Source organism: Pseudomonas sp. BNK-15 (assembly GCF_047456105.1).
GTDB lineage: Bacteria > Pseudomonadota > Gammaproteobacteria > Pseudomonadales > Pseudomonadaceae > Aquipseudomonas > Aquipseudomonas putida_E.
Map to the genome: position 1 here is coordinate 2,949,324 of NZ_CP179898.1, position 17,395 is coordinate 2,966,718.

Here is a 17,395-nt window from a genome sequence, read left to right on the forward strand (position 1 = left end):
GTTCATTATGTCGGCGACTCAAAATTACGGCACTGGCCGTCGCAAGACCGCAACCGCTCGCGTTTTCCTGCGTCCGGGTACTGGTAACATCTCCATCAACAACCGTCCTCTGGACACCTTCTTCGGCCGCGAAACCGCTCGTATGGTTGTTCGCCAGCCGCTGGAGCTGACCGAGACCACCGCGAAGTTCGACATCTACGTCACCGTTGCCGGTGGTGGTGTCAGCGGTCAAGCCGGTGCGATCCGTCACGGTATCACCCGCGCTCTGATGGAATACGACGAAACCCTGCGTGGCGCTCTGCGTCGTGCTGGCTACGTCACCCGCGACGCTCGTGAAGTCGAGCGTAAGAAAGTGGGTCTGCGTAAAGCGCGTAAGCGTCCTCAGTACTCCAAGCGTTAATACCGCTTCGGCAGTCGAAAAAAGCCCGGTTCTTTGGAACCGGGCTTTTTTTATGGCTTGAACTAACCTGTCAGCATGTCCGTGGTGTCCTGTCGCATAGACGCAGATCAAGCAAAGCGAGGGTTGTAGCCCAGACCTGGGTTAATCACCTTGTCACTGTGTGGATTTGTTTCTTACCATGGCGGCCAATTTGGGGTGCCACAGACATTACCTAAGTACAGGCCTGATCCAACAGGCCAAGCAAGCTGATGGGAGAGGACTGAATGAGCAATGACGGCGTCAACGCAGGCCGGCGCCGCTTCCTCGTAGCCGCGACATCCGTGGTCGGGGCAGCGGGGGCAGTGGGGGCTGCGGTACCGTTCGTGGGGTCATGGTTTCCCAGCGCCAAGGCGAAGGCGGCCGGGGCACCGGTGAAGGTCAACATCGCCAAGGTTGAGCCTGGGCAGCAGATGGTTGCGGAATGGCGTGGCCAGCCTGTGTTCATCGTGCGGCGAACGGATGAGATCCTCGGTAACCTGAAAAAAGTCACTGCCGAGCTCGCCGACCCTGAATCGAAGGCCTCCGTACAGCCGGAGTACGTCGACCCCCAGGTACGCTCGATCAAGCCGGAAATCCTCATTCTCGTGGGCCTGTGCACTCACCTTGGGTGCTCACCGACCTTCCGCCCGGAAGTCGCGCCCGCCGATCTGGGGCCCAAGTGGGTGGGCGGCTATTTCTGCCCCTGCCATGGTTCCCACTACGACCTGGCGGGGCGTGTCTACAAATCGCAGCCAGCGCCTCTCAACCTGCCAGTGCCGCCGCACTCTTACGAGTCGGATGACATCGTCGTCATCGGCGTCGACCAGGAGAAAGCATGATGAGCAAGTTCATGGACTGGATTGATGCTCGCTTCCCCGCCACCAAGATGTGGGAAGAGCACCTGAGCAAGTATTACGCGCCCAAGAACTTCAACTTCCTGTATTTCTTCGGCTCGCTGGCCCTGCTGGTGCTGGTCAACCAGATTGTCACCGGTGTATGGCTGACCATGAGTTTCACGCCCTCGGCGGAGGAGGCCTTCGCTTCGGTCGAGTACATCATGCGTGACGTGGAGTACGGCTGGATCCTGCGCTACCTGCACTCCACCGGTGCTTCGGCGTTCTTTGTCGTGGTCTACCTGCACATGTTCCGCGGCCTGCTCTATGGCTCCTATCAGAAGCCACGTGAACTGGTCTGGCTGTTCGGCATGCTGATCTACCTGGCGCTGATGGCCGAGGCCTTCATGGGCTATCTGCTGCCGTGGGGTCAGATGTCTTACTGGGGGGCGCAGGTGATCATCTCGCTGTTCGGTGCCATTCCGGTGATCGGCGACGATCTCACCCAGTGGATTCGTGGTGACTACCTTATTTCCGGCATTACCCTGAACCGCTTCTTCGCGCTGCACGTCGTGGCCCTGCCGATCGTCATTCTCGGGCTGGTCGTGTTGCACATTCTGGCCCTGCACGAGGTGGGTTCGAACAACCCGGACGGGGTCGATATCAAGAAGAAAAAGGACGAAAACGGCATCCCGCTGGATGGTATTCCGTTCCACCCTTACTACACCGTCAAGGACATTGTCGGCGTGGTGGTGTTCCTGTTCGTGTTCTGTGCGGTAGTGTTCTTCTTCCCGGAAATGGGCGGTTACTTCCTGGAAAAACCCAACTTCGAACAGGCCAATGCGTTCAAGACGCCTGAGCATATTGCGCCGGTCTGGTACTTCACGCCGTTCTACGCGATTCTGCGTGCGGTGCCCGACAAGTTGATGGGCGTAATCGCCATGGGGGCGGCGATCGCCGTGCTGTTCGTATTGCCTTGGCTCGATCGAAGCCCGGTACGCTCCATGCGCTACAAGGGCTGGATCAGCAAGGTCTTCCTGCTGGTGTTCTGCATTTCCTTCGTCATCCTCGGCATTTTGGGGGTGCTGGCACCTACGCCAGGTCGCACGCTGCTGTCGCAGGTGTGCACCGTGCTGTACTTCGCCTACTTCCTGCTGATGCCGTTCTACACAAGGCTTGAGAAGACCAAACCGGTTCCGGAAAGGGTGACTGGCTGATGAAAAAGTTGATTGCAGTATTTTTGCTGGCAGTGATGCCTGCCTTTTCCTTTGCTGCCGGACCGGGGCTGGAGCTGGACAAAGTCGATATCGACCTGACGGACAAGGCTGCGATGCAGGATGGCGCACGGACTTTCGCCAACTATTGCATGGGTTGCCACAGTGCCAAGTTCCAGCGTTACGAGCGCGTAGCCGATGACTTGGGAATACCCCATGAGTTGATGCTGGAGAAGCTGGTATTCACGGGTGCCAAGATCGGCGACCACATGAACATCGGCATGAAGCCCGATGACGCCAAGACCTGGTTCGGTGCTGCGCCACCGGACCTTACCCTGGTTGCCCGGGTGCGTGGTACCGACTGGCTGTACACCTACCTGCGCAGCTTCTATGAGGACAAGTCGCGACCTTACGGGGTTAACAACAAGGTGTTCCCGAATGTCGGTATGCCCAATGTGCTGGTCGGGCTGCAGGGCAATCAGGTGATAGGGTGCAAGCAGGTGCAGATGGTGGTCGATGGCAAGAAGCAATTCGACCCCTTGACCGGCAGCCCTTTGACCCATGAAGCGTGTGACCAGCTGACCATCACGCCGAATTCCGGTACCCTGACGCCTGAGCAGTTCGACGAGAAGGTCAAGAACCTGGTGACCTTCCTGGCCTATTCGGCCAACCCGGTCAAACTGGAAAGCCAGCGCATCGGCACGTATGTGTTGCTGTACCTGGCCTTCTTCTTCGTGTTCGCCTACTTGCTCAAGCGCGAATACTGGAAGGACGTGCACTGATCACGCAGTAGTTTCTGGTAGTTGAACGCGCCCTGGGCGCTCCCTCGTGTATGCGAAGGGGCCTCCAGGGCGCGTTTGCATTTGCAGTTTCACAAGCATCCCCATGCGAGGAGGCGCTACATGGGCGCGACCATCAGGTTAGCCTGCTATTCCGACCCCGCTGACCATTATTCTCATCGGGTACGCCTGGTTCTCGCCGAGAAAGGTGTCAGCGTGCAGATCATCGACGTCGATCCCGGTCGTCTGCCACCCAAGCTGGGTGAAGTGAACCCTTACGGCAGCGTGCCGACCCTGGTCGACCGCGATCTTGCGTTGTATGAATCGACCGTGGTGATGGAATACCTCGAGGAGCGTTATCCGCATCCGCCCCTGATGCCGGTGTATCCGGTGGCGCGTGGTAACAGCCGCTTGTTGATGCATCGCATTCAGCGTGACTGGTGCGCGCTGGCCGATACCGTGCTCGATTCGCGCAGCAGTGATGCCGCTCGTGCCGAGGCGCGCAAGGCACTGCGTGAGAGCCTGACGGGCGTCTCGCCATTGTTCAACGAGTTCGCTTGTTTCATGAGCGATGAGCAAAGCCTGGTCGATTGTTGTCTATTGCCCATACTCTGGCGTTTGCCGGTACTGGGTATCGAATTGCCGCGGCAAGCAAAGCCGCTGCTGGATTATATGGAGCGGCAGTTCGCCCGTGAGCCTTTCCTGGCGAGCCTGTCCTCCGTTGAACGTGAAATGCGCAAGCTTTAAGGAGCCGTTGATGAACTCCAGTCGCCCCTATCTGGTTCGAGCACTGTACGAGTGGATCGTCGACAACGATTGCACGCCCCATATGCTGGTCAATGCCGAATATCCGGCAGTCCAGGTGCCGCAAGGTTTCGCCAGTGACGGCCAGATCGTCCTGAACATTTCCCCAAGTGCCGTGCGCAGCCTGCACATGGACAACGACGCGGTGAGCTTCGAGGGGCGCTTCGGTGGCGTTGCCCACTCGTTGTTCGTGCCGGTCGGCGCGATTCTGGGCATTTATGCCCGGGAGAACGGCCAAGGCATGGTCTTCGAGCTGGAGCCTCCGTTGATGGAGGGTGAAGAGCTGGAAGACGAGGGTGTCGAGCCGGATGATGATGGCCCGCCGGAAGGTGGGGGGCAGCCGCCGCGCCCGAGTGGTCGGCCGAGCCTGAAGGTGGTCAAGTAACAAAAAAGGCGATCCGGTTGGGTCGCCTTTTTCTTTGCAGCACGGTGGTGGTTACAGGTCGCTGATGGTGCGAATCTGGTCACGGTTAACGCGGGTCTGTTTACCGTCGAGCTGCTGGAACTCGTAGAAGCCGGACTCCTGATCAAACTGTGGTTCGTCAACGGTCTGGAATTCGCGACCGTCGTTCAGGGTGATCAGGCTAGGGGTGGAGCAGCCGGCCAGGGTGGCGAAGGCGCCGATCAACAGGGCGGGCAGCAGAAGCTTTTTCATGCGGTGTTTCCTGAAGTTCTGAAGGTGGAGCCATTAGGATGCCTGTACCGGTATGCGAGGGCCGGTGCAGGCAAGCGTATCAGTCGATGTACTCGAACAGCTTGACGATCTTTTGCACGCCCGACACGCCTTGTACCACGGCAGTGGCGGAGTTGGCTTCCTGCCGGGTAACCAGGCCTAGCAGGTAGACGATACCGTTCTCGGTGATGACCTTGATGCGTGAGCTGGGCACGGCATTGTCGGTGAGCATCTGGGTCTTGATCTTGGTGGTCAGCCAGGCGTCGTTATTGCGCGCAAGGATGGAGGAGGGTTGCATCACCTGCAGCTCGTTATGCACCCGCTTGACCCGCTGCACCTGGCTGGCAGTCTGCTCGGCCAGGCTCTTCAGGTCGGCGCGCGGGGTTTGGCCGGCGAGCAGGACAATGCCGTTGTAGCTGCTGACGACAATGTGCGAACCCTTGTCCAGATCAGGGTTGGCCTTGGAGATGTTTACAGCGGCCTTGGTTTCGATCAACGAGTCGTCGATCTTGCTGCCGATGGTGCGAGTGCCGCGATCATCCTCGATCGGCGAATTGCGGGTCGAGGTCAGTACCGAGCTGCAGCCGGTGACGCTCAGGCACAGGGTCAGGGCCATCAGGCCGAGGCGCTTGGGGATCATTCTTCACTCCCGAACAGTTGGCTGTCGATCAGATCACACAGGCAGTGGATCGCCAGCAGGTGGACTTCCTGGATGCGTGCAGTGACCGTCGAGGGTACGCGGATCTCCACGTCCTCGGGCAACAGCAGCGAAGCCATGCCGCCACCGTCACGCCCGGTCAATGCTACGACAATCATTTCGCGATCATGTGCCGCCTGGATCGCTTGAATCACGTTTGCCGAGTTGCCGCTGGTCGAAATCGCCAGCAGGACGTCGCCGGGCTGGCCCAAGGCGCGAATCTGCTTGGAAAAGATTTCGTTGTAGCTGTAGTCGTTGGCAATCGAGGTCAGTGTCGAGCTGTCGGTGGTCAAAGCGATTGCCGGCAGGCTCGGACGCTCGCGCTCAAAGCGGTTGAGCAGCTCCGAAGAGAAATGCTGGGCGTCGCCGGCCGAGCCGCCGTTGCCGCAGGCGAGCATCTTGCCCTCGTTGAGCAGCGCATTGACCATGACCAGGCTGGCCTGCTCGATGTGCGGTGCCAGGATGTCCATTGCCTGTTGCTTGGTATCGATGCTGGCCTGGAACAGCCGGCGAATTCGGGATTGCATGTCCATCTGGTGACCTTAAGTGGGGCGGTGGCCTTTGCTACGCGCAACAGGGACCAGCCCGCGAAACATAGAGCAAAAATAGGGGAGTGGGTTCAGCATTCGAAGGCGTTTTTCAGCCATTGAAGCGGCCTGCCTGCATGGTGGCTACCCTGCAAGGCGACAACATCGAAGCGGCAAGGGTGGTTGGCCCAGCAAGACTCCTTCAGCAGAAAAAGGCTGGCGGCATGCACCAGCCGCTTCTGCTTGCGCCCGTCGATACTGCCAAGGGCGCCACCGAAGCCCGCGTGCAACCGATAGCGGACTTCGACGAATACTACTGTATCGGTGTCGAGCATGACCAGATCAAGCTCGCCGCCTTTGCATCGCCAATTGCGCGTCAGCAGTTGCAGGCCTTGCCCTTGAAGAAACTCAAGGGCTTGGTTCTCTGCGGCATGGCCGGCGCTGGTTGGTGATGCTTGGGGCATTAGCGGATGGTATCGGGCAGGCGTTTGACCTGGCCGCCAGAGAATTCAGCCCACGGCAGCTGGCGCTCGATGCGCTGGCTGGCGCTCATGCTCAGGCTGCCGGAAAGGCCCTGTACACGGTTGTCCGGCAATGCTTTGAGCTGACCCAGGCGTGGTGCCAGGCTATAGGCGTCTACACCCATCGCATACAGGCGGCCGAGACTGCCAGCGGCTTGTGGCCACTGCTGAACCACCTGCTGGCGCAGGCTGTTGGTGGTGTCGAGCAGCCACGGGGTTTCGCAGAAGCGAATGCCGTTCATGTCTTTGTACTGGTTGACGTCACCGCTGGCGCTGTAAAGGTTCGAGGTGGCGTAGACCGGAACGTCGCCAGCGTACTGGAAGTTCAGGGTCGGTTTGATCTGCTGCGCCTGTTGCGGGGTCGAGGCGAGGAAGATGAAGTCGATGTCCTGGCGACGCGATGGTTGTGCGGCAATGGTGCCGCCCACGGTGCTCTGCAGGCTCTGTGCGCGGCCTTCGCTCTGGCGCAGCTGGAACAGGTTGGCGATCTGCTGGGCCAGGGCGACCGGCTGGGCGATGCGTTCGGCGGCGATGATGGTGCCGCCATTGCCTTCCCAGTCTTGGCGGAACGCGGCAAGCACGCGGTCGCCCCATTCACCGCTCGGCACCAGGGCCACCGCGCGAACCATGCCGTCGGCGCGGGCGCGGCGCGAGACTTCGCGGGCTTCGTCTTCGGCCGCCAGGCCGAACTGGAAAAGCTGTGGCGGGGCGTTCTGGCCGGCGTCGGCGTAATTCAGGGCGAGAGTCGTGATAGGCAGCTGCGCATTGGCGGCCAGTTTTTTTACCAGCGCTTTTTCCAGCGGGCCGACTACCAGTTGCACGCCATCGGCCTGGGCCTGACGATAGAAGTCGTCCAGCGAGCCGATGCGTGAGCTGTCGTACACCTGTACGGCCGGCGCTTGCTGGCCAGCCTGCTGGGCCTGGAAGTGCGCGGCCATGAAGCCGTCACGCAGGGCGCGGGCGACACCGGCAAGCGGGCCTTCCTGGGGCAGCAGCAGACCGATCTTGGTCAGCGGCTGGCTTGCCAGTTCCTTGAGCTTGACCAAGGCCGATGGCAGTTGCTGTGCCGCGGGGTGGTCGGGGTGCTGCTTGCGCCAGGTTTCGATGGCGGCCTGCTGCTGCTCCAGGGTGCCGGCGCTTTTCACGGCCAGGGCCAGGCTGGTCCAGCCGGCCAGGGTCTGGTCGCCGGCGGGCTGCTGCAGTTGCTCTGCCGGCAGCGAGGCGACCAGGGCCCAGATCGCGTCATTGTTGGCGCTGGCAGCCTGGCCGCTGAGCAGTGGGCCCAGCATTACGCGCTGTTGTGCAGCGGCCAGGGCCTGGCCGTCGGCTTCAAGGGCGGCGGCGTGGACGCCATAGGTGCGCACCTGCTGCTCTGCCGGCAATTGGGCGAGGTGCTGCAGGCTGGTGTGCGAGAGGGCGCTGAGGGCGGCTTTGGGCTGGTTGCGGCTCATGGCCAGTTCGGCGCCAAGTGTGGCGGCGAAGATTTGTTGGGCGGGCTTGAGCGTATCCATGGGGACCTGCTCGAGAATGCGTGCGGCGCGCGGGTAATCCTTCTGCTTGTAAGCCAGGTCGGCAGCGCTCAGGCGCAGCAGGGCGGCATCTTCGGCAGACGTGCTGGCCGCCGCTTTTTCGAGCAGTTGCTCGATGCTGGCGTCCGGCGTGCGTGGCAGCTCTCCGAGGCTGGATGAGGGCGAGCTGGCGCAGGCTGCCAGCAGGGCAGCGAGGCAGAGGGCTGTGAGCAGCCGCAGGCAAGCGATCATGTAAAGGTCCTGTTACTCGATCAAGTTGGCCGGCAATTGTACCCAAGCGTTGGCCGGGGCGCGATGTTGCTGAACGGGAACCTTCACTATAGGTGTACTTGACGTGGCCGCAGGTGAAGTTCTTTGCGCCCTGTTACCGGCGCTCGGGCTACAATGGCGCCTTTGATCCGAAAGGCAGGTGTGCGCAGTGACTGATGTGGCAGGGGCTTCGAAATCCACCGTGGGGACGCTGTATGTGGTCGCAACCCCCATTGGCAACCTCGACGACATGAGCGCCAGGGCATTGAAGGTGCTGGCCAACGTCGCCTTGATCGCTGCCGAGGACACCCGGCACTCGATCCGCCTGCTGCAGCATTTCGGCATCGATACGCCGCTAGCAGCCTGCCACGAGCACAATGAACGGGACGAAGGCGGGCGTTTCATCACCAAGCTGATGGCCGGTGAAGATGTGGCGCTGGTCTCCGATGCCGGTACGCCGTTGATTTCCGATCCTGGCTACCACTTGGTGCGTCAGGCGCGAGCCGCGGGCGTCGATGTGGTGCCTGTGCCTGGCGCCTGCGCGCTGATTGCCGCGCTTTCGGCGGCCGGGCTGCCCTCCGATCGGTTCATTTTCGAAGGTTTCCTCCCCGCCAAAAGCGCCGGTCGCCGTGGCCGGCTCGAACAGGTGAAGGAGGAGCCGCGCACGTTGATTTTCTACGAAGCGCCTCATCGTATTCTTGAGTGTCTGGAAGATATGAAGCTGGTGTTCGGTGCCGAGCGCCCGGCGTTGCTCGCACGTGAGCTGACCAAAACCTTCGAGACCCTCAAAGGGTTGCCGCTCGCAGAGTTGTGCGAGTTCGTGGCGGGTGACAGTAACCAGCAGCGCGGCGAGTGCGTGGTGTTGGTCGGTGGCTGGAGTGCGCCGGAAGGTGAGGCGGCGATCAGTGTCCAAGCGCAGCGTGTGCTGGACCTGCTGCTGGCCGAGTTGCCGCTCAAGCGTGCGGCGGCCTTGGCGGCCGAGATCACCGGTGTGCGCAAGAACCTGTTGTATCAGGCGGCACTGGAAAAGCAGAAACCGCAGTAGTGGCAATTTGATATAGTTGCGGTATTGCTTGTTCTTGAGCGCAGCTGCCGTTAACCTTGGCGCCGGAGAGTCGATCGGACAGTCGCTGCCTGCTTTTGTTCCGCAACTTTTGTTGCGTAACGGCGGGGGGAGGAAAGTCCGGGCTCCATAGGGCAGAGTGCCAGGTAACGCCTGGGAGGCGCGAGCCTACGGAAAGTGCCACAGAAAATAACCGCCTAAGCACTTCGGTGCCGGTAAGGGTGAAAAGGTGCGGTAAGAGCGCACCGCACGTCTGGCAACAGTTCGTGGCTAGGTAAACCCCACTCGGAGCAAGACCAAATAGGGTTCCATCAGGCGTGGCCCGCGTCGGAACCGGGTAGGTTGCTAGAGGCGTCCAGTGATGGCCGTCGTAGAGGAATGACTGTCCTCGACAAAACCCGGCTTACAGATCGACTCTCCACCTCTCCTCCCTTCTGCTCGATCGATAGCAGAGCGCGTTTGTAATACCGAAAAGATCTTACTCTTAATAAATCACTTTAAGTTCAAACGGTATCCGTTTGAGTGGGTTTGATTTTTCGCGTTTTTTTTTGCCCCCAGTACTCCTTCCTTCTTCCTTTATTGAGCTAAATCTCGGTCCTGTAAGGGTTTTCCCTATGAACGCGCCTTGACGGTGCAGCGGACGGATTCCTATAGTGTGCGCAAGTGGCAGAAAGTGGGATGAAGTGGGTTTTCTGGCACAAAAAAGCTACCATTGTGGGGAATCGCAGCCGTGTTCCGCGGAGCCAACGCCGTCAGCCTCGATGCAAAGGGCCGTCTCGCCATGCCGAGCCGGTACCGTGACGAGCTCGATTCGCGTTGCAATGGTCAGCTGATCGTGACCATCGACGCCGTCGACCCCTGCTTGTGTGTTTATCCCCTCGATGAGTGGGAGCAGATTGAAGCCAAGTTGCGTGCCTTGCCGTCGTTGCGTGAGGAAAACCGCCGCCTGCAGCGTTTGCTGATCGGTAATGCGGTGGACCTGGAGCTCGACGGCAGTGGCCGTTTCCTGGTACCGCCCCGCCTGCGGGAGTACGCCAAGCTGGACAAGAAGGCGATGCTGGTGGGGCAGTTGAACAAATTCCAGCTGTGGGATGAGGATGCCTGGAACGCAGTTTCGGCAGCCGACCTTGCAGCTATCCAACAACCGGGCGCCATGCCCGACGATTTACGTGACCTGATCCTGTGACCATAGATAGCGGCTTCAACCACATCACCGTCCTGCTCGACGAAGCTGTCGAGGCATTGGCCCTGCGCGCCGACGGTTGCTATCTCGACGGCACCTTCGGCCGCGGCGGGCACAGCCGTCTGATCCTCAGCAAGCTCGGGCCGCAAGGGCGGCTGCTGGGCTTCGACAAAGATCCTCAAGCGATTGCCGCGGGGCAAGCGCTGGCGGCCGAAGACGGCCGCTTTGTCATTGTGCAGCGCAGTTTTGCCGAACTGGGCGCGGAAGTGGCCGAGCGCGGGCTGGCTGGCAAGGTCAGCGGTATCCTGCTTGATCTGGGCGTGTCCTCGCCCCAGCTGGACGACCCCGAGCGTGGTTTCAGTTTCCTCAATGACGGCCCGCTGGACATGCGCATGAACCCCGACCAGGGCATCAGTGCTGCCGAGTTCATCGCCACCGCGCCGGTTGAGGAAATTGCCCGCGTTTTCAAAGAGTACGGCGAGGAGCGTTTTGCCGGGCGCATGGCGCGTGCCGTGGTAGAGCGCCGCGAAAAGCAGCCGTTCACGCGTACTGCGGACCTGGCCGAAGTGCTCAAGGTCGCCAACCCTGCCTGGGAAAAAGGTAAAAATCCGGCTACCCGTGCCTTCCAGGGCCTGCGCATTCACGTCAACAACGAGCTGGGCGATCTTGAGGCCGGCCTTGAGGCCGCACTCGATGCGCTGGAAGTCGGCGGCCGCCTGGCGGTGATCAGCTTCCACTCGCTGGAAGACCGTATCGTCAAGCTGTTCATGCGCAAACTGGTCAAGGGTGAAGCGGATAACCTGCCGCGCAACCTGCCGGTTCAGCACAAGGTCTTCGAGCCGAAAATCCGTCTGATCGGCAAGGCCCAGTTTGCTTCCGAAGCCGAGCTCAAGGCCAACCCGCGGTCGCGCAGCGCCGTGATGCGGGTGGCGGAGAAGCTTCGGTGAGCCGGCTATTTGCCAAACCTTTGCCAGGCGGAAGCTTCCTGATGCTTCTGCTGTTCGTTGGCGTGCTTGTTTCGGCCATTGCCGTATCGTACAGCGCCCACTGGAATCGCCAGTTGCTCAACACCCTGTACGGCGAGTTGAATGAGCGCGACAAGGCCCAGGCCGAGTGGGGCCGGCTGATCCTCGAACAAAGCACCTGGACCGCTGCCAGCCGCATCGAGAACCTGGCTTCCGAGCAGCTGAAGATGCACGTGCCTGCCGCCGACGAAGTACGGATGGTGGCGCCATGATGAAGCTCGAAGGCGCGCTCTACCCCTGGCGCTTCCGCGTGGTGATCGGCTTGCTGGCGTTGATGGTCGGTGCCATCTGCTGGCGCATCATCGACCTGCAGGTGGTCGACCGTGACTTCCTCAAGGGCCAGGGCGATGCCCGCAGCCTGCGTCATATCCCTATTCCGGCACACCGTGGTCTGATTACCGATCGCAATGGTGAGCCTCTGGCCGTCAGTACGCCTGTCACCACCTTGTGGGCCAACCCCAAGGAAATGCAAGCCTCCAAGGAGCGCTGGCCGCAACTGGCCGCAGCACTGGGGCAAAACGCCCAACAGCTGAGCGAGCGCCTGACCCAGCAGGCCAGCAAAGAATTCATCTACCTGGTCCGCGGCCTGACCCCGGAGCAGGGGCAGCATGTGCTCGACCTGAAAGTGCCGGGTGTATACGGCCTTGAAGAATTCCGCCGCTTCTATCCCGCCGGTGATGTCACCGCGCACATGGTCGGTTTCACCGACCTGGATGACCATGGCCGCGAAGGGGTGGAACTGGCCTACGATGAATGGCTGGCCGGGGTGCCCGGCAAGCGGCAAGTGATCAAGGACCGGCGCGGCCGCTTGATCAAGGACATTCAGGTAACCAAGAACGCCAAGGCCGGCAAGACCTTGGCGTTGTCCATCGACCTGCGCCTGCAATACCTGGCCACTCGCGAACTGCGTAACGCAATCGCCGAACAGGACGCTAAGGCCGGCAGCCTGGTGATCATGGATGTCAAGACCGGTGAGGTCCTGGCGATGGTCAACCAGCCGACCTACAACCCGAACAACCGTCGCACCATGTTCCCGGCGGCGATGCGTAACCGGGCGATCATTGACGTGTTCGAGCCAGGCTCCACGGTCAAACCGATCTCCATGAGCGCCGCATTGGAGAGTGGGCGCTGGAAGCCCACCGACAAGGTCGAGGTGTACCCGGGCAGCTTGCAGATCGGCCGCTACACCATCAAGGACGTGTCCAGGAGCGAGGGGCCGATCCTCGACCTGACCGGCATCCTGATCAACTCCAGTAACGTCGGCATGAGCAAGATCGCCTTCGATATCGGCGGCGAAGCCATCTACCGGGTCATGTCCCAGGTCGGCCTTGGCCAGTACACCGGCCTTGGGTTCCCGGGGGAGCGCGTTGGCAACCTGCCCAACCATCGCGAGTGGCGCAAGGCCGAAACCGCGACCTTGTCCTATGGCTACGGCGTCTCGGTTACCGCCCTGCAGCTGGTGCATGCCTACGCGGCGCTGGCCAACGACGGCAAGATGGTGCCGCTGTCGATCCTCAAGGTCGACAAGGCGCCCGAGGCAGTCCAGGCCATTCCAAAGGACACCGCCGAGACCGTGCAAGGCATGTTGCAGCAAGTGATCGAGGCGCCGCGCGGGGTATTCCGTGCCCAGGTGCCGTTCTATCACGTGGCCGGCAAGTCCGGTACCGCACGTAAAGCCACAGTTGGCGCCAAGGGCTACACCGAAAACGCCTACCGCTCGCTGTTCGCCGGCTTCGGCCCGATGAGCGACCCGCGTTACGCCATTGTCGTGGTCATCGACGAGCCGAGGAAAGGCGGTTATTTCGGTGGTCTGGTATCGGCGCCGGTGTTCAGCAACGTCATGTCGAGCACCCTGCGGCTGATGAATGTGCCGCCAGACAACCTGCCACCGCCTGCCGACCCGCAACAAGTCAATGCAGTACCCGCCAAGGGAGGGCGTGGATGATGACAATGCCACTGAGCAAGCTTTTCGCCCACGCCAGTCGCGACCCGCTGATCCGTGAGCTGACCCTGGACAGCCGTGCTGTGCGCGCAGGTGACCTGTTCCTGGCCGTGCCGGGGGCCAAGGTCGATGGCCGTGACCATATCAGCGACGCGCTGGCCCGTGGTGCCGCCGCAGTCGCTTACGAACAGCAGGGCACCCATGTGCTGCCGATCACCGATGTGCCGCTGATCCCGGTCAAAGGCCTGATCGCCCAGCTGTCGGATATTGCCGGCCGCTTCTATGGCGAGCCGAGCCGTCAGCTGAACCTGGTCGGGGTTACCGGCACCAACGGCAAGACCAGCGTCACTCAGCTGGTGGCCCAGGCGCTCGATGCACTTGGCCAGCGGTGCGGCCTGATCGGCACCCTGGGTACCGGGTTTCATGGTGAGTTGCAGAGCGGTCGGTTGACCACGCCAGACCCGATTGCGGTGCAGTCGACCCTTTATGATCTGAAAAAGGCTGGCGCCAAGGCTGTGGCGATGGAAGTATCCTCGCACGCCCTGGAACAGGGTCGTGTTGCTGCGCTGGAATTCGATATCGCGGTGATGACCAACCTGTCCCGTGATCATCTGGACTATCACGGCAGCATGGAGGCCTATGAGGCCGCGAAGGCCAAGCTTTTCGCCTGGCCTGGCCTGCGTTGCCAGGTGGTCAACCTGGATGACGGATTCGGGCGTCGCCTGGCGGCTGATTTTGCCCGTCGTCCGAGTGTCGATCATATCGAGACCCGTTTGCTCAGCTATAGCCTGGAAAACTCCGACGCTTCCTTGTATTGCCGTGAAGCCAAATTCGACGACGATGGCGTACGCGCCATCATCGTCACTGCCCAGGGTGAGCGCACCTTGCGCAGCCAGCTGCTGGGCCGCTTCAACTTGAGCAACATGCTCGCGGCCGTGGCCACTCTGATGGCTCTGGATTATTCGCTGGATGAAATCCTCAAGGTCACCCCGCAATTGCAGGGCCCGGTGGGCCGCATGCAGCGCCTTGGCGGTGGTGAGAAGCCGCTGGTGGTGGTCGACTACGCGCACACTCCTGACGCCCTGGAAAAAGTACTCCAGGCCCTGCGCCCGCACGCCCACGGCCAATTGCTGTGCCTGTTCGGTTGTGGCGGCGATCGCGATCGTGGCAAGCGTCCGCTGATGGCCGAGGTGGCCGAGCGCCTGGCTGACCGTGTACTGGTCACTGACGATAACCCACGTACCGAAGACCCGCAGGCCATCTTCAACGACATTCGCCCTGGTTTTGCCCGGCCCGCCGAGGTCGAGTTCATCGCTGGCCGTGGCGAGGCCATTGCACACCTGATCGCTTCTGCTGCCGCCTCGGACGTCATCGTCCTGGCCGGCAAGGGGCACGAGGATTACCAGGAAATCAATGGCCAGCGCCATGACTTCTCCGACTTGGTCGAAGCCGAAAAGGCACTTGCAGCCTGGGAGGCTCCACATGCTTAAGCCCATGACACTCAGCCAGCTGACCGCAGCACTGAGCGCTCGCCTGGTCGGCGCAGACGCCAGCTTCAGCGGTGTCAGCATCGACAGCCGCAGCGTCGGCGCCGGGCAGTTGTTCGTCGCCCTGGCGGGGCCGCGTTTCGATGGCCACGACTACCTGGCCGATGTGCAGGCCAAGGGGGCTGTGGCAGCGCTGGTGGAGCGTGAAGTGGCCGATGTCGACCTGCCGCAACTGGTGGTTGCCGACAGTCGTCTGGCCCTCGGCCAGCTTGGTGCGCTGAACCGTGCCGGCTACGACAAACCTGTGGTAGCGATCACCGGCTCCAGCGGCAAGACCACGGTCAAAGAGATGCTTGCCTGCATCCTGCGTACCCGTGGCCCTGTTCATGCCACCCGTGGCAACCTGAACAACGACCTGGGTGCACCGCTGACCCTGCTGGAAATTGCCCCGCAGCACAGCGCCGCCGTCATTGAGCTGGGCGCTTCGCGCATTGGCGAGATCCGCTATACCGTGGGCCTCACCCAGCCACAGGTGGTCATCATCAACAACGCAGGTACTGCCCACGTCGGCGAGTTCGGCGGGCCAGAGAAGATCGTTGAAGCCAAGGGCGAGATTCTCGAAGGGCTGGGCGAGGGTGGCACGGCCATCCTCAACCTGGACGACAAGGCCTTTGCCATCTGGAAGGCGCGTGCGGGTGCGCACAAGGTCATCAGCTTTGCCCGCAGCGACGCCCGCGCCGACTTCCATGCCACCGACATCGGGCGCGACGCGCGGGGTTGCCCGTCGTTCACACTGCATGGCGCCGGCGCATCGGTGGCCGTGCAGCTCAATGTGCTCGGTGAGCATAACGTCAGCAACGCCTTGGCCGCCGCCGCCGCCGCCCATGCCGTTGGTCTGAGCCTGAGCGGCATTGCCGCCGGCCTGAACGCCATGCAGCCGGTCAAGGGCCGTACCGTGGCGCAAATCGCCCCGAATGGCGTGCGCGTGATCGATGACAGTTACAACGCAAATCCCACCTCGATGTGCGCGGCCATTGATATACTCGCCGGCTTTTCCGGTCGCACCGTTCTGGTGCTGGGGGATATCGGCGAGCTGGGGCAGTGGGCCGAAGAAGGCCACCGTCAGGTGGGCGATTACGCGCGCGGTAAGGTCGATGCCCTGTATGCAGTGGGTACCAACATGACACATGCGGTCAAGGCGTTCGGCGCCAATGGCCGTCATTTCGCAACTCAAGCTGAGCTGATCGAGGCCGTTCGTGCCGAAACTGCCAGCAACACCACTATCTTGATCAAGGGCTCGCGCAGCGCTGCGATGGAAAACGTCGTGGCTGCATTGTGCGGTGCCAGCGGGGAGAAACATTAATGCTGCTGCTGTTGGCTGAGTATCTGCAACAGTTCCACAAAGGCTTCGCGGTCTTCCAGTACCTGTCCCTGCGCGGGATCCTTGGCGTACTGACCGCGTTGTCGCTGGCGCTGTGGCTGGGCCCGTGGATGATCCGTACCCTGCAGATCCGCCAGATCGGTCAGGCCGTCCGTAATGACGGCCCGCAATCGCACTTGTCCAAATCCGGCACGCCAACCATGGGTGGTGCCTTGATCCTGTCCGCCATCGGCATCAGCACCCTGCTGTGGGCCGACCTGTCGAACCGCTATGTGTGGACGGTACTGATCGTCACGCTGCTGTTCGGCGCCATCGGATGGGTCGACGACTACCGCAAGGTGATCGAAAAGAACTCGCGCGGCCTGCCTAGCCGCTGGAAGTACTTCTGGCAGTCGGTGTTCGGCCTGACGGCGGCGATCTTCCTGTATCAGACGGCCCCGACCACTGTCGAAACCACCCTGATCGTGCCGTTCCTCAAGGACGTCACCATCCCGCTGGGCATCGGCTTCGTCGTCCTCACCTACTTCGTCATCGTCGGGTCGAGCAATGCGGTCAACCTGACCGATGGCCTCGATGGCCTGGCGATCATGCCGACGGTGATGGTTGGCGGTGCGCTGGGCATCTTCTGCTACCTGTCGGGTAACGTGAAGTTCGCTGAGTACTTGCTCATTCCTTATGTGCCGGGTTCAGGTGAGCTCATCGTGTTCTGCGGCGCGCTGATCGGCGCCGGCCTGGGCTTTTTGTGGTTCAACACCTATCCGGCCCAGGTGTTCATGGGTGACGTCGGCGCGCTGGCGCTGGGCGCTGCACTGGGCACTATCGCCGTGATCGTGCGCCAGGAAATCGTGCTGTTCATCATGGGCGGCATCTTCGTGATGGAAACCCTGTCGGTGGTGATCCAGGTGGCTTCCTTCAAGCTGACCGGCAAGCGCGTGTTCCGCATGGCACCGATCCACCACCACTTTGAACTCAAGGGTTGGCCTGAACCACGGGTGATTGTCCGTTTCTGGATCATCACCGTGATTCTGGTGCTGATCGGCCTTGCAACCCTGAAACTGAGGTAGACGAGC

The 17,395-nt window shown here is 61.4% G+C and carries 19 protein-coding genes and 1 other RNA gene; 15 read left to right on the forward strand and 5 right to left on the reverse strand.

The window, feature by feature from the left end:
* Window positions 1-7: 7 nt before the first annotated feature.
* From rpsI to ACMGF5_RS13475, 6 genes are all read left to right on the forward strand, one after another.
* Window positions 8-400 (forward strand): 30S ribosomal protein S9, encoded by a 393-nt coding sequence (rpsI, locus tag ACMGF5_RS13450; RefSeq protein WP_046784841.1) that lies wholly within the window; start codon window positions 8-10, stop codon window positions 398-400.
* A gap of 263 nt (window positions 401-663) precedes the next feature.
* Window positions 664-1,257, forward strand: a complete 594-nt coding sequence (gene petA / locus ACMGF5_RS13455; RefSeq protein WP_039604011.1) for a ubiquinol-cytochrome c reductase iron-sulfur subunit — start codon at window positions 664-666, stop codon at window positions 1,255-1,257.
* The gene (locus ACMGF5_RS13460; RefSeq protein WP_042111179.1) at window positions 1,257-2,468 is read left to right on the forward strand and encodes a cytochrome b; all 1,212 of its coding nucleotides are present in this window, start codon (window positions 1,257-1,259) and stop codon (window positions 2,466-2,468) included. The genes petA and ACMGF5_RS13460 overlap by 1 nt, the downstream gene beginning before the upstream one ends.
* A complete protein-coding gene (locus tag ACMGF5_RS13465) occupies window positions 2,468-3,247 on the forward strand; it encodes a cytochrome c1 (RefSeq protein WP_012312852.1) in 780 nt (259 codons plus the stop codon). Before ACMGF5_RS13460 ends, ACMGF5_RS13465 begins: the two co-directional genes overlap by 1 nt.
* A 120-nt stretch (window positions 3,248-3,367) precedes the next feature.
* Window positions 3,368-3,991, forward strand: coding sequence for a glutathione S-transferase N-terminal domain-containing protein (locus ACMGF5_RS13470; RefSeq protein WP_046784843.1), 624 nt, complete (start codon window positions 3,368-3,370; stop codon window positions 3,989-3,991).
* A gap of 10 nt (window positions 3,992-4,001) precedes the next feature.
* Window positions 4,002-4,433: a ClpXP protease specificity-enhancing factor gene (locus ACMGF5_RS13475; protein WP_046784844.1), complete on the forward strand. Its 432-nt coding sequence runs from the start codon at window positions 4,002-4,004 to the stop codon at window positions 4,431-4,433.
* 51 nt (window positions 4,434-4,484) lie between these two features.
* On the opposite strand, the gene ACMGF5_RS13480 is transcribed toward ACMGF5_RS13475, so the two are convergent.
* The 5 genes from ACMGF5_RS13480 to ACMGF5_RS13500 all read right to left on the reverse strand — a co-directional run bounded on the left by ACMGF5_RS13480 (window position 4,485) and on the right by ACMGF5_RS13500 (window position 8,226).
* Window positions 4,485-4,703 (reverse strand): YgdI/YgdR family lipoprotein, encoded by a 219-nt coding sequence (locus ACMGF5_RS13480; protein ID WP_414156149.1) that lies wholly within the window; start codon window positions 4,701-4,703, stop codon window positions 4,485-4,487.
* 79 nt (window positions 4,704-4,782) lie between these two features.
* Complete coding sequence (locus ACMGF5_RS13485; RefSeq protein ID WP_115273637.1) at window positions 4,783-5,361, reverse strand: BON domain-containing protein; 579 nt, start codon at window positions 5,359-5,361, stop codon at window positions 4,783-4,785.
* Window positions 5,358-5,951, reverse strand: coding sequence for a phosphoheptose isomerase (locus ACMGF5_RS13490; RefSeq protein ID WP_008097558.1), 594 nt, complete (start codon window positions 5,949-5,951; stop codon window positions 5,358-5,360). Before ACMGF5_RS13490 ends, ACMGF5_RS13485 begins: the two co-directional genes overlap by 4 nt.
* 86 nt (window positions 5,952-6,037) lie before the next feature.
* A complete protein-coding gene (locus ACMGF5_RS13495) occupies window positions 6,038-6,409 on the reverse strand; it encodes a YraN family protein (protein ID WP_039605078.1) in 372 nt (123 codons plus the stop codon).
* Entirely contained in the window at window positions 6,409-8,226 is a 1,818-nt protein-coding gene (locus ACMGF5_RS13500) for a penicillin-binding protein activator (protein WP_115273638.1), read from the reverse strand. The genes ACMGF5_RS13495 and ACMGF5_RS13500 overlap by 1 nt, the downstream gene beginning before the upstream one ends.
* A gap of 187 nt (window positions 8,227-8,413) precedes the next feature.
* Between ACMGF5_RS13500 and rsmI the strand changes: the two genes are divergently transcribed.
* The 9 genes from rsmI to mraY all read left to right on the forward strand — a co-directional run bounded on the left by rsmI (window position 8,414) and on the right by mraY (window position 17,389).
* Window positions 8,414-9,289, forward strand: coding sequence for a 16S rRNA (cytidine(1402)-2'-O)-methyltransferase (rsmI, locus tag ACMGF5_RS13505; RefSeq protein ID WP_414156874.1), 876 nt, complete (start codon window positions 8,414-8,416; stop codon window positions 9,287-9,289).
* Window positions 9,290-9,355: 66 nt separating this feature from the next.
* Window positions 9,356-9,729: RNase P RNA component class A (gene rnpB, locus ACMGF5_RS13510), an RNA gene on the forward strand.
* A gap of 308 nt (window positions 9,730-10,037) precedes the next feature.
* Window positions 10,038-10,493 (forward strand): division/cell wall cluster transcriptional repressor MraZ, encoded by a 456-nt coding sequence (gene mraZ, locus ACMGF5_RS13515; protein ID WP_011535546.1) that lies wholly within the window; start codon window positions 10,038-10,040, stop codon window positions 10,491-10,493.
* Window positions 10,490-11,437, forward strand: a complete 948-nt coding sequence (gene rsmH / locus ACMGF5_RS13520) for a 16S rRNA (cytosine(1402)-N(4))-methyltransferase RsmH (RefSeq protein WP_414156875.1) — start codon at window positions 10,490-10,492, stop codon at window positions 11,435-11,437. The genes mraZ and rsmH overlap by 4 nt, the downstream gene beginning before the upstream one ends.
* A complete protein-coding gene (gene ftsL / locus ACMGF5_RS13525; protein WP_012312861.1) occupies window positions 11,434-11,727 on the forward strand; it encodes a cell division protein FtsL in 294 nt (97 codons plus the stop codon). Before rsmH ends, ftsL begins: the two co-directional genes overlap by 4 nt.
* A complete protein-coding gene (locus ACMGF5_RS13530; RefSeq protein ID WP_414157855.1) occupies window positions 11,727-13,460 on the forward strand; it encodes a peptidoglycan D,D-transpeptidase FtsI family protein in 1,734 nt (577 codons plus the stop codon). Before ftsL ends, ACMGF5_RS13530 begins: the two co-directional genes overlap by 1 nt.
* Complete coding sequence (gene murE / locus ACMGF5_RS13535) at window positions 13,457-14,947, forward strand: UDP-N-acetylmuramoyl-L-alanyl-D-glutamate--2,6-diaminopimelate ligase (RefSeq protein ID WP_182445246.1); 1,491 nt, start codon at window positions 13,457-13,459, stop codon at window positions 14,945-14,947. Before ACMGF5_RS13530 ends, murE begins: the two co-directional genes overlap by 4 nt.
* Window positions 14,940-16,307: a UDP-N-acetylmuramoyl-tripeptide--D-alanyl-D-alanine ligase gene (locus ACMGF5_RS13540; protein WP_115273639.1), complete on the forward strand. Its 1,368-nt coding sequence runs from the start codon at window positions 14,940-14,942 to the stop codon at window positions 16,305-16,307. The genes murE and ACMGF5_RS13540 overlap by 8 nt, the downstream gene beginning before the upstream one ends.
* Window positions 16,307-17,389 (forward strand): phospho-N-acetylmuramoyl-pentapeptide-transferase, encoded by a 1,083-nt coding sequence (gene mraY / locus ACMGF5_RS13545; RefSeq protein WP_012312865.1) that lies wholly within the window; start codon window positions 16,307-16,309, stop codon window positions 17,387-17,389. The genes ACMGF5_RS13540 and mraY overlap by 1 nt, the downstream gene beginning before the upstream one ends.
* Window positions 17,390-17,395 lie beyond the last annotated feature (6 nt).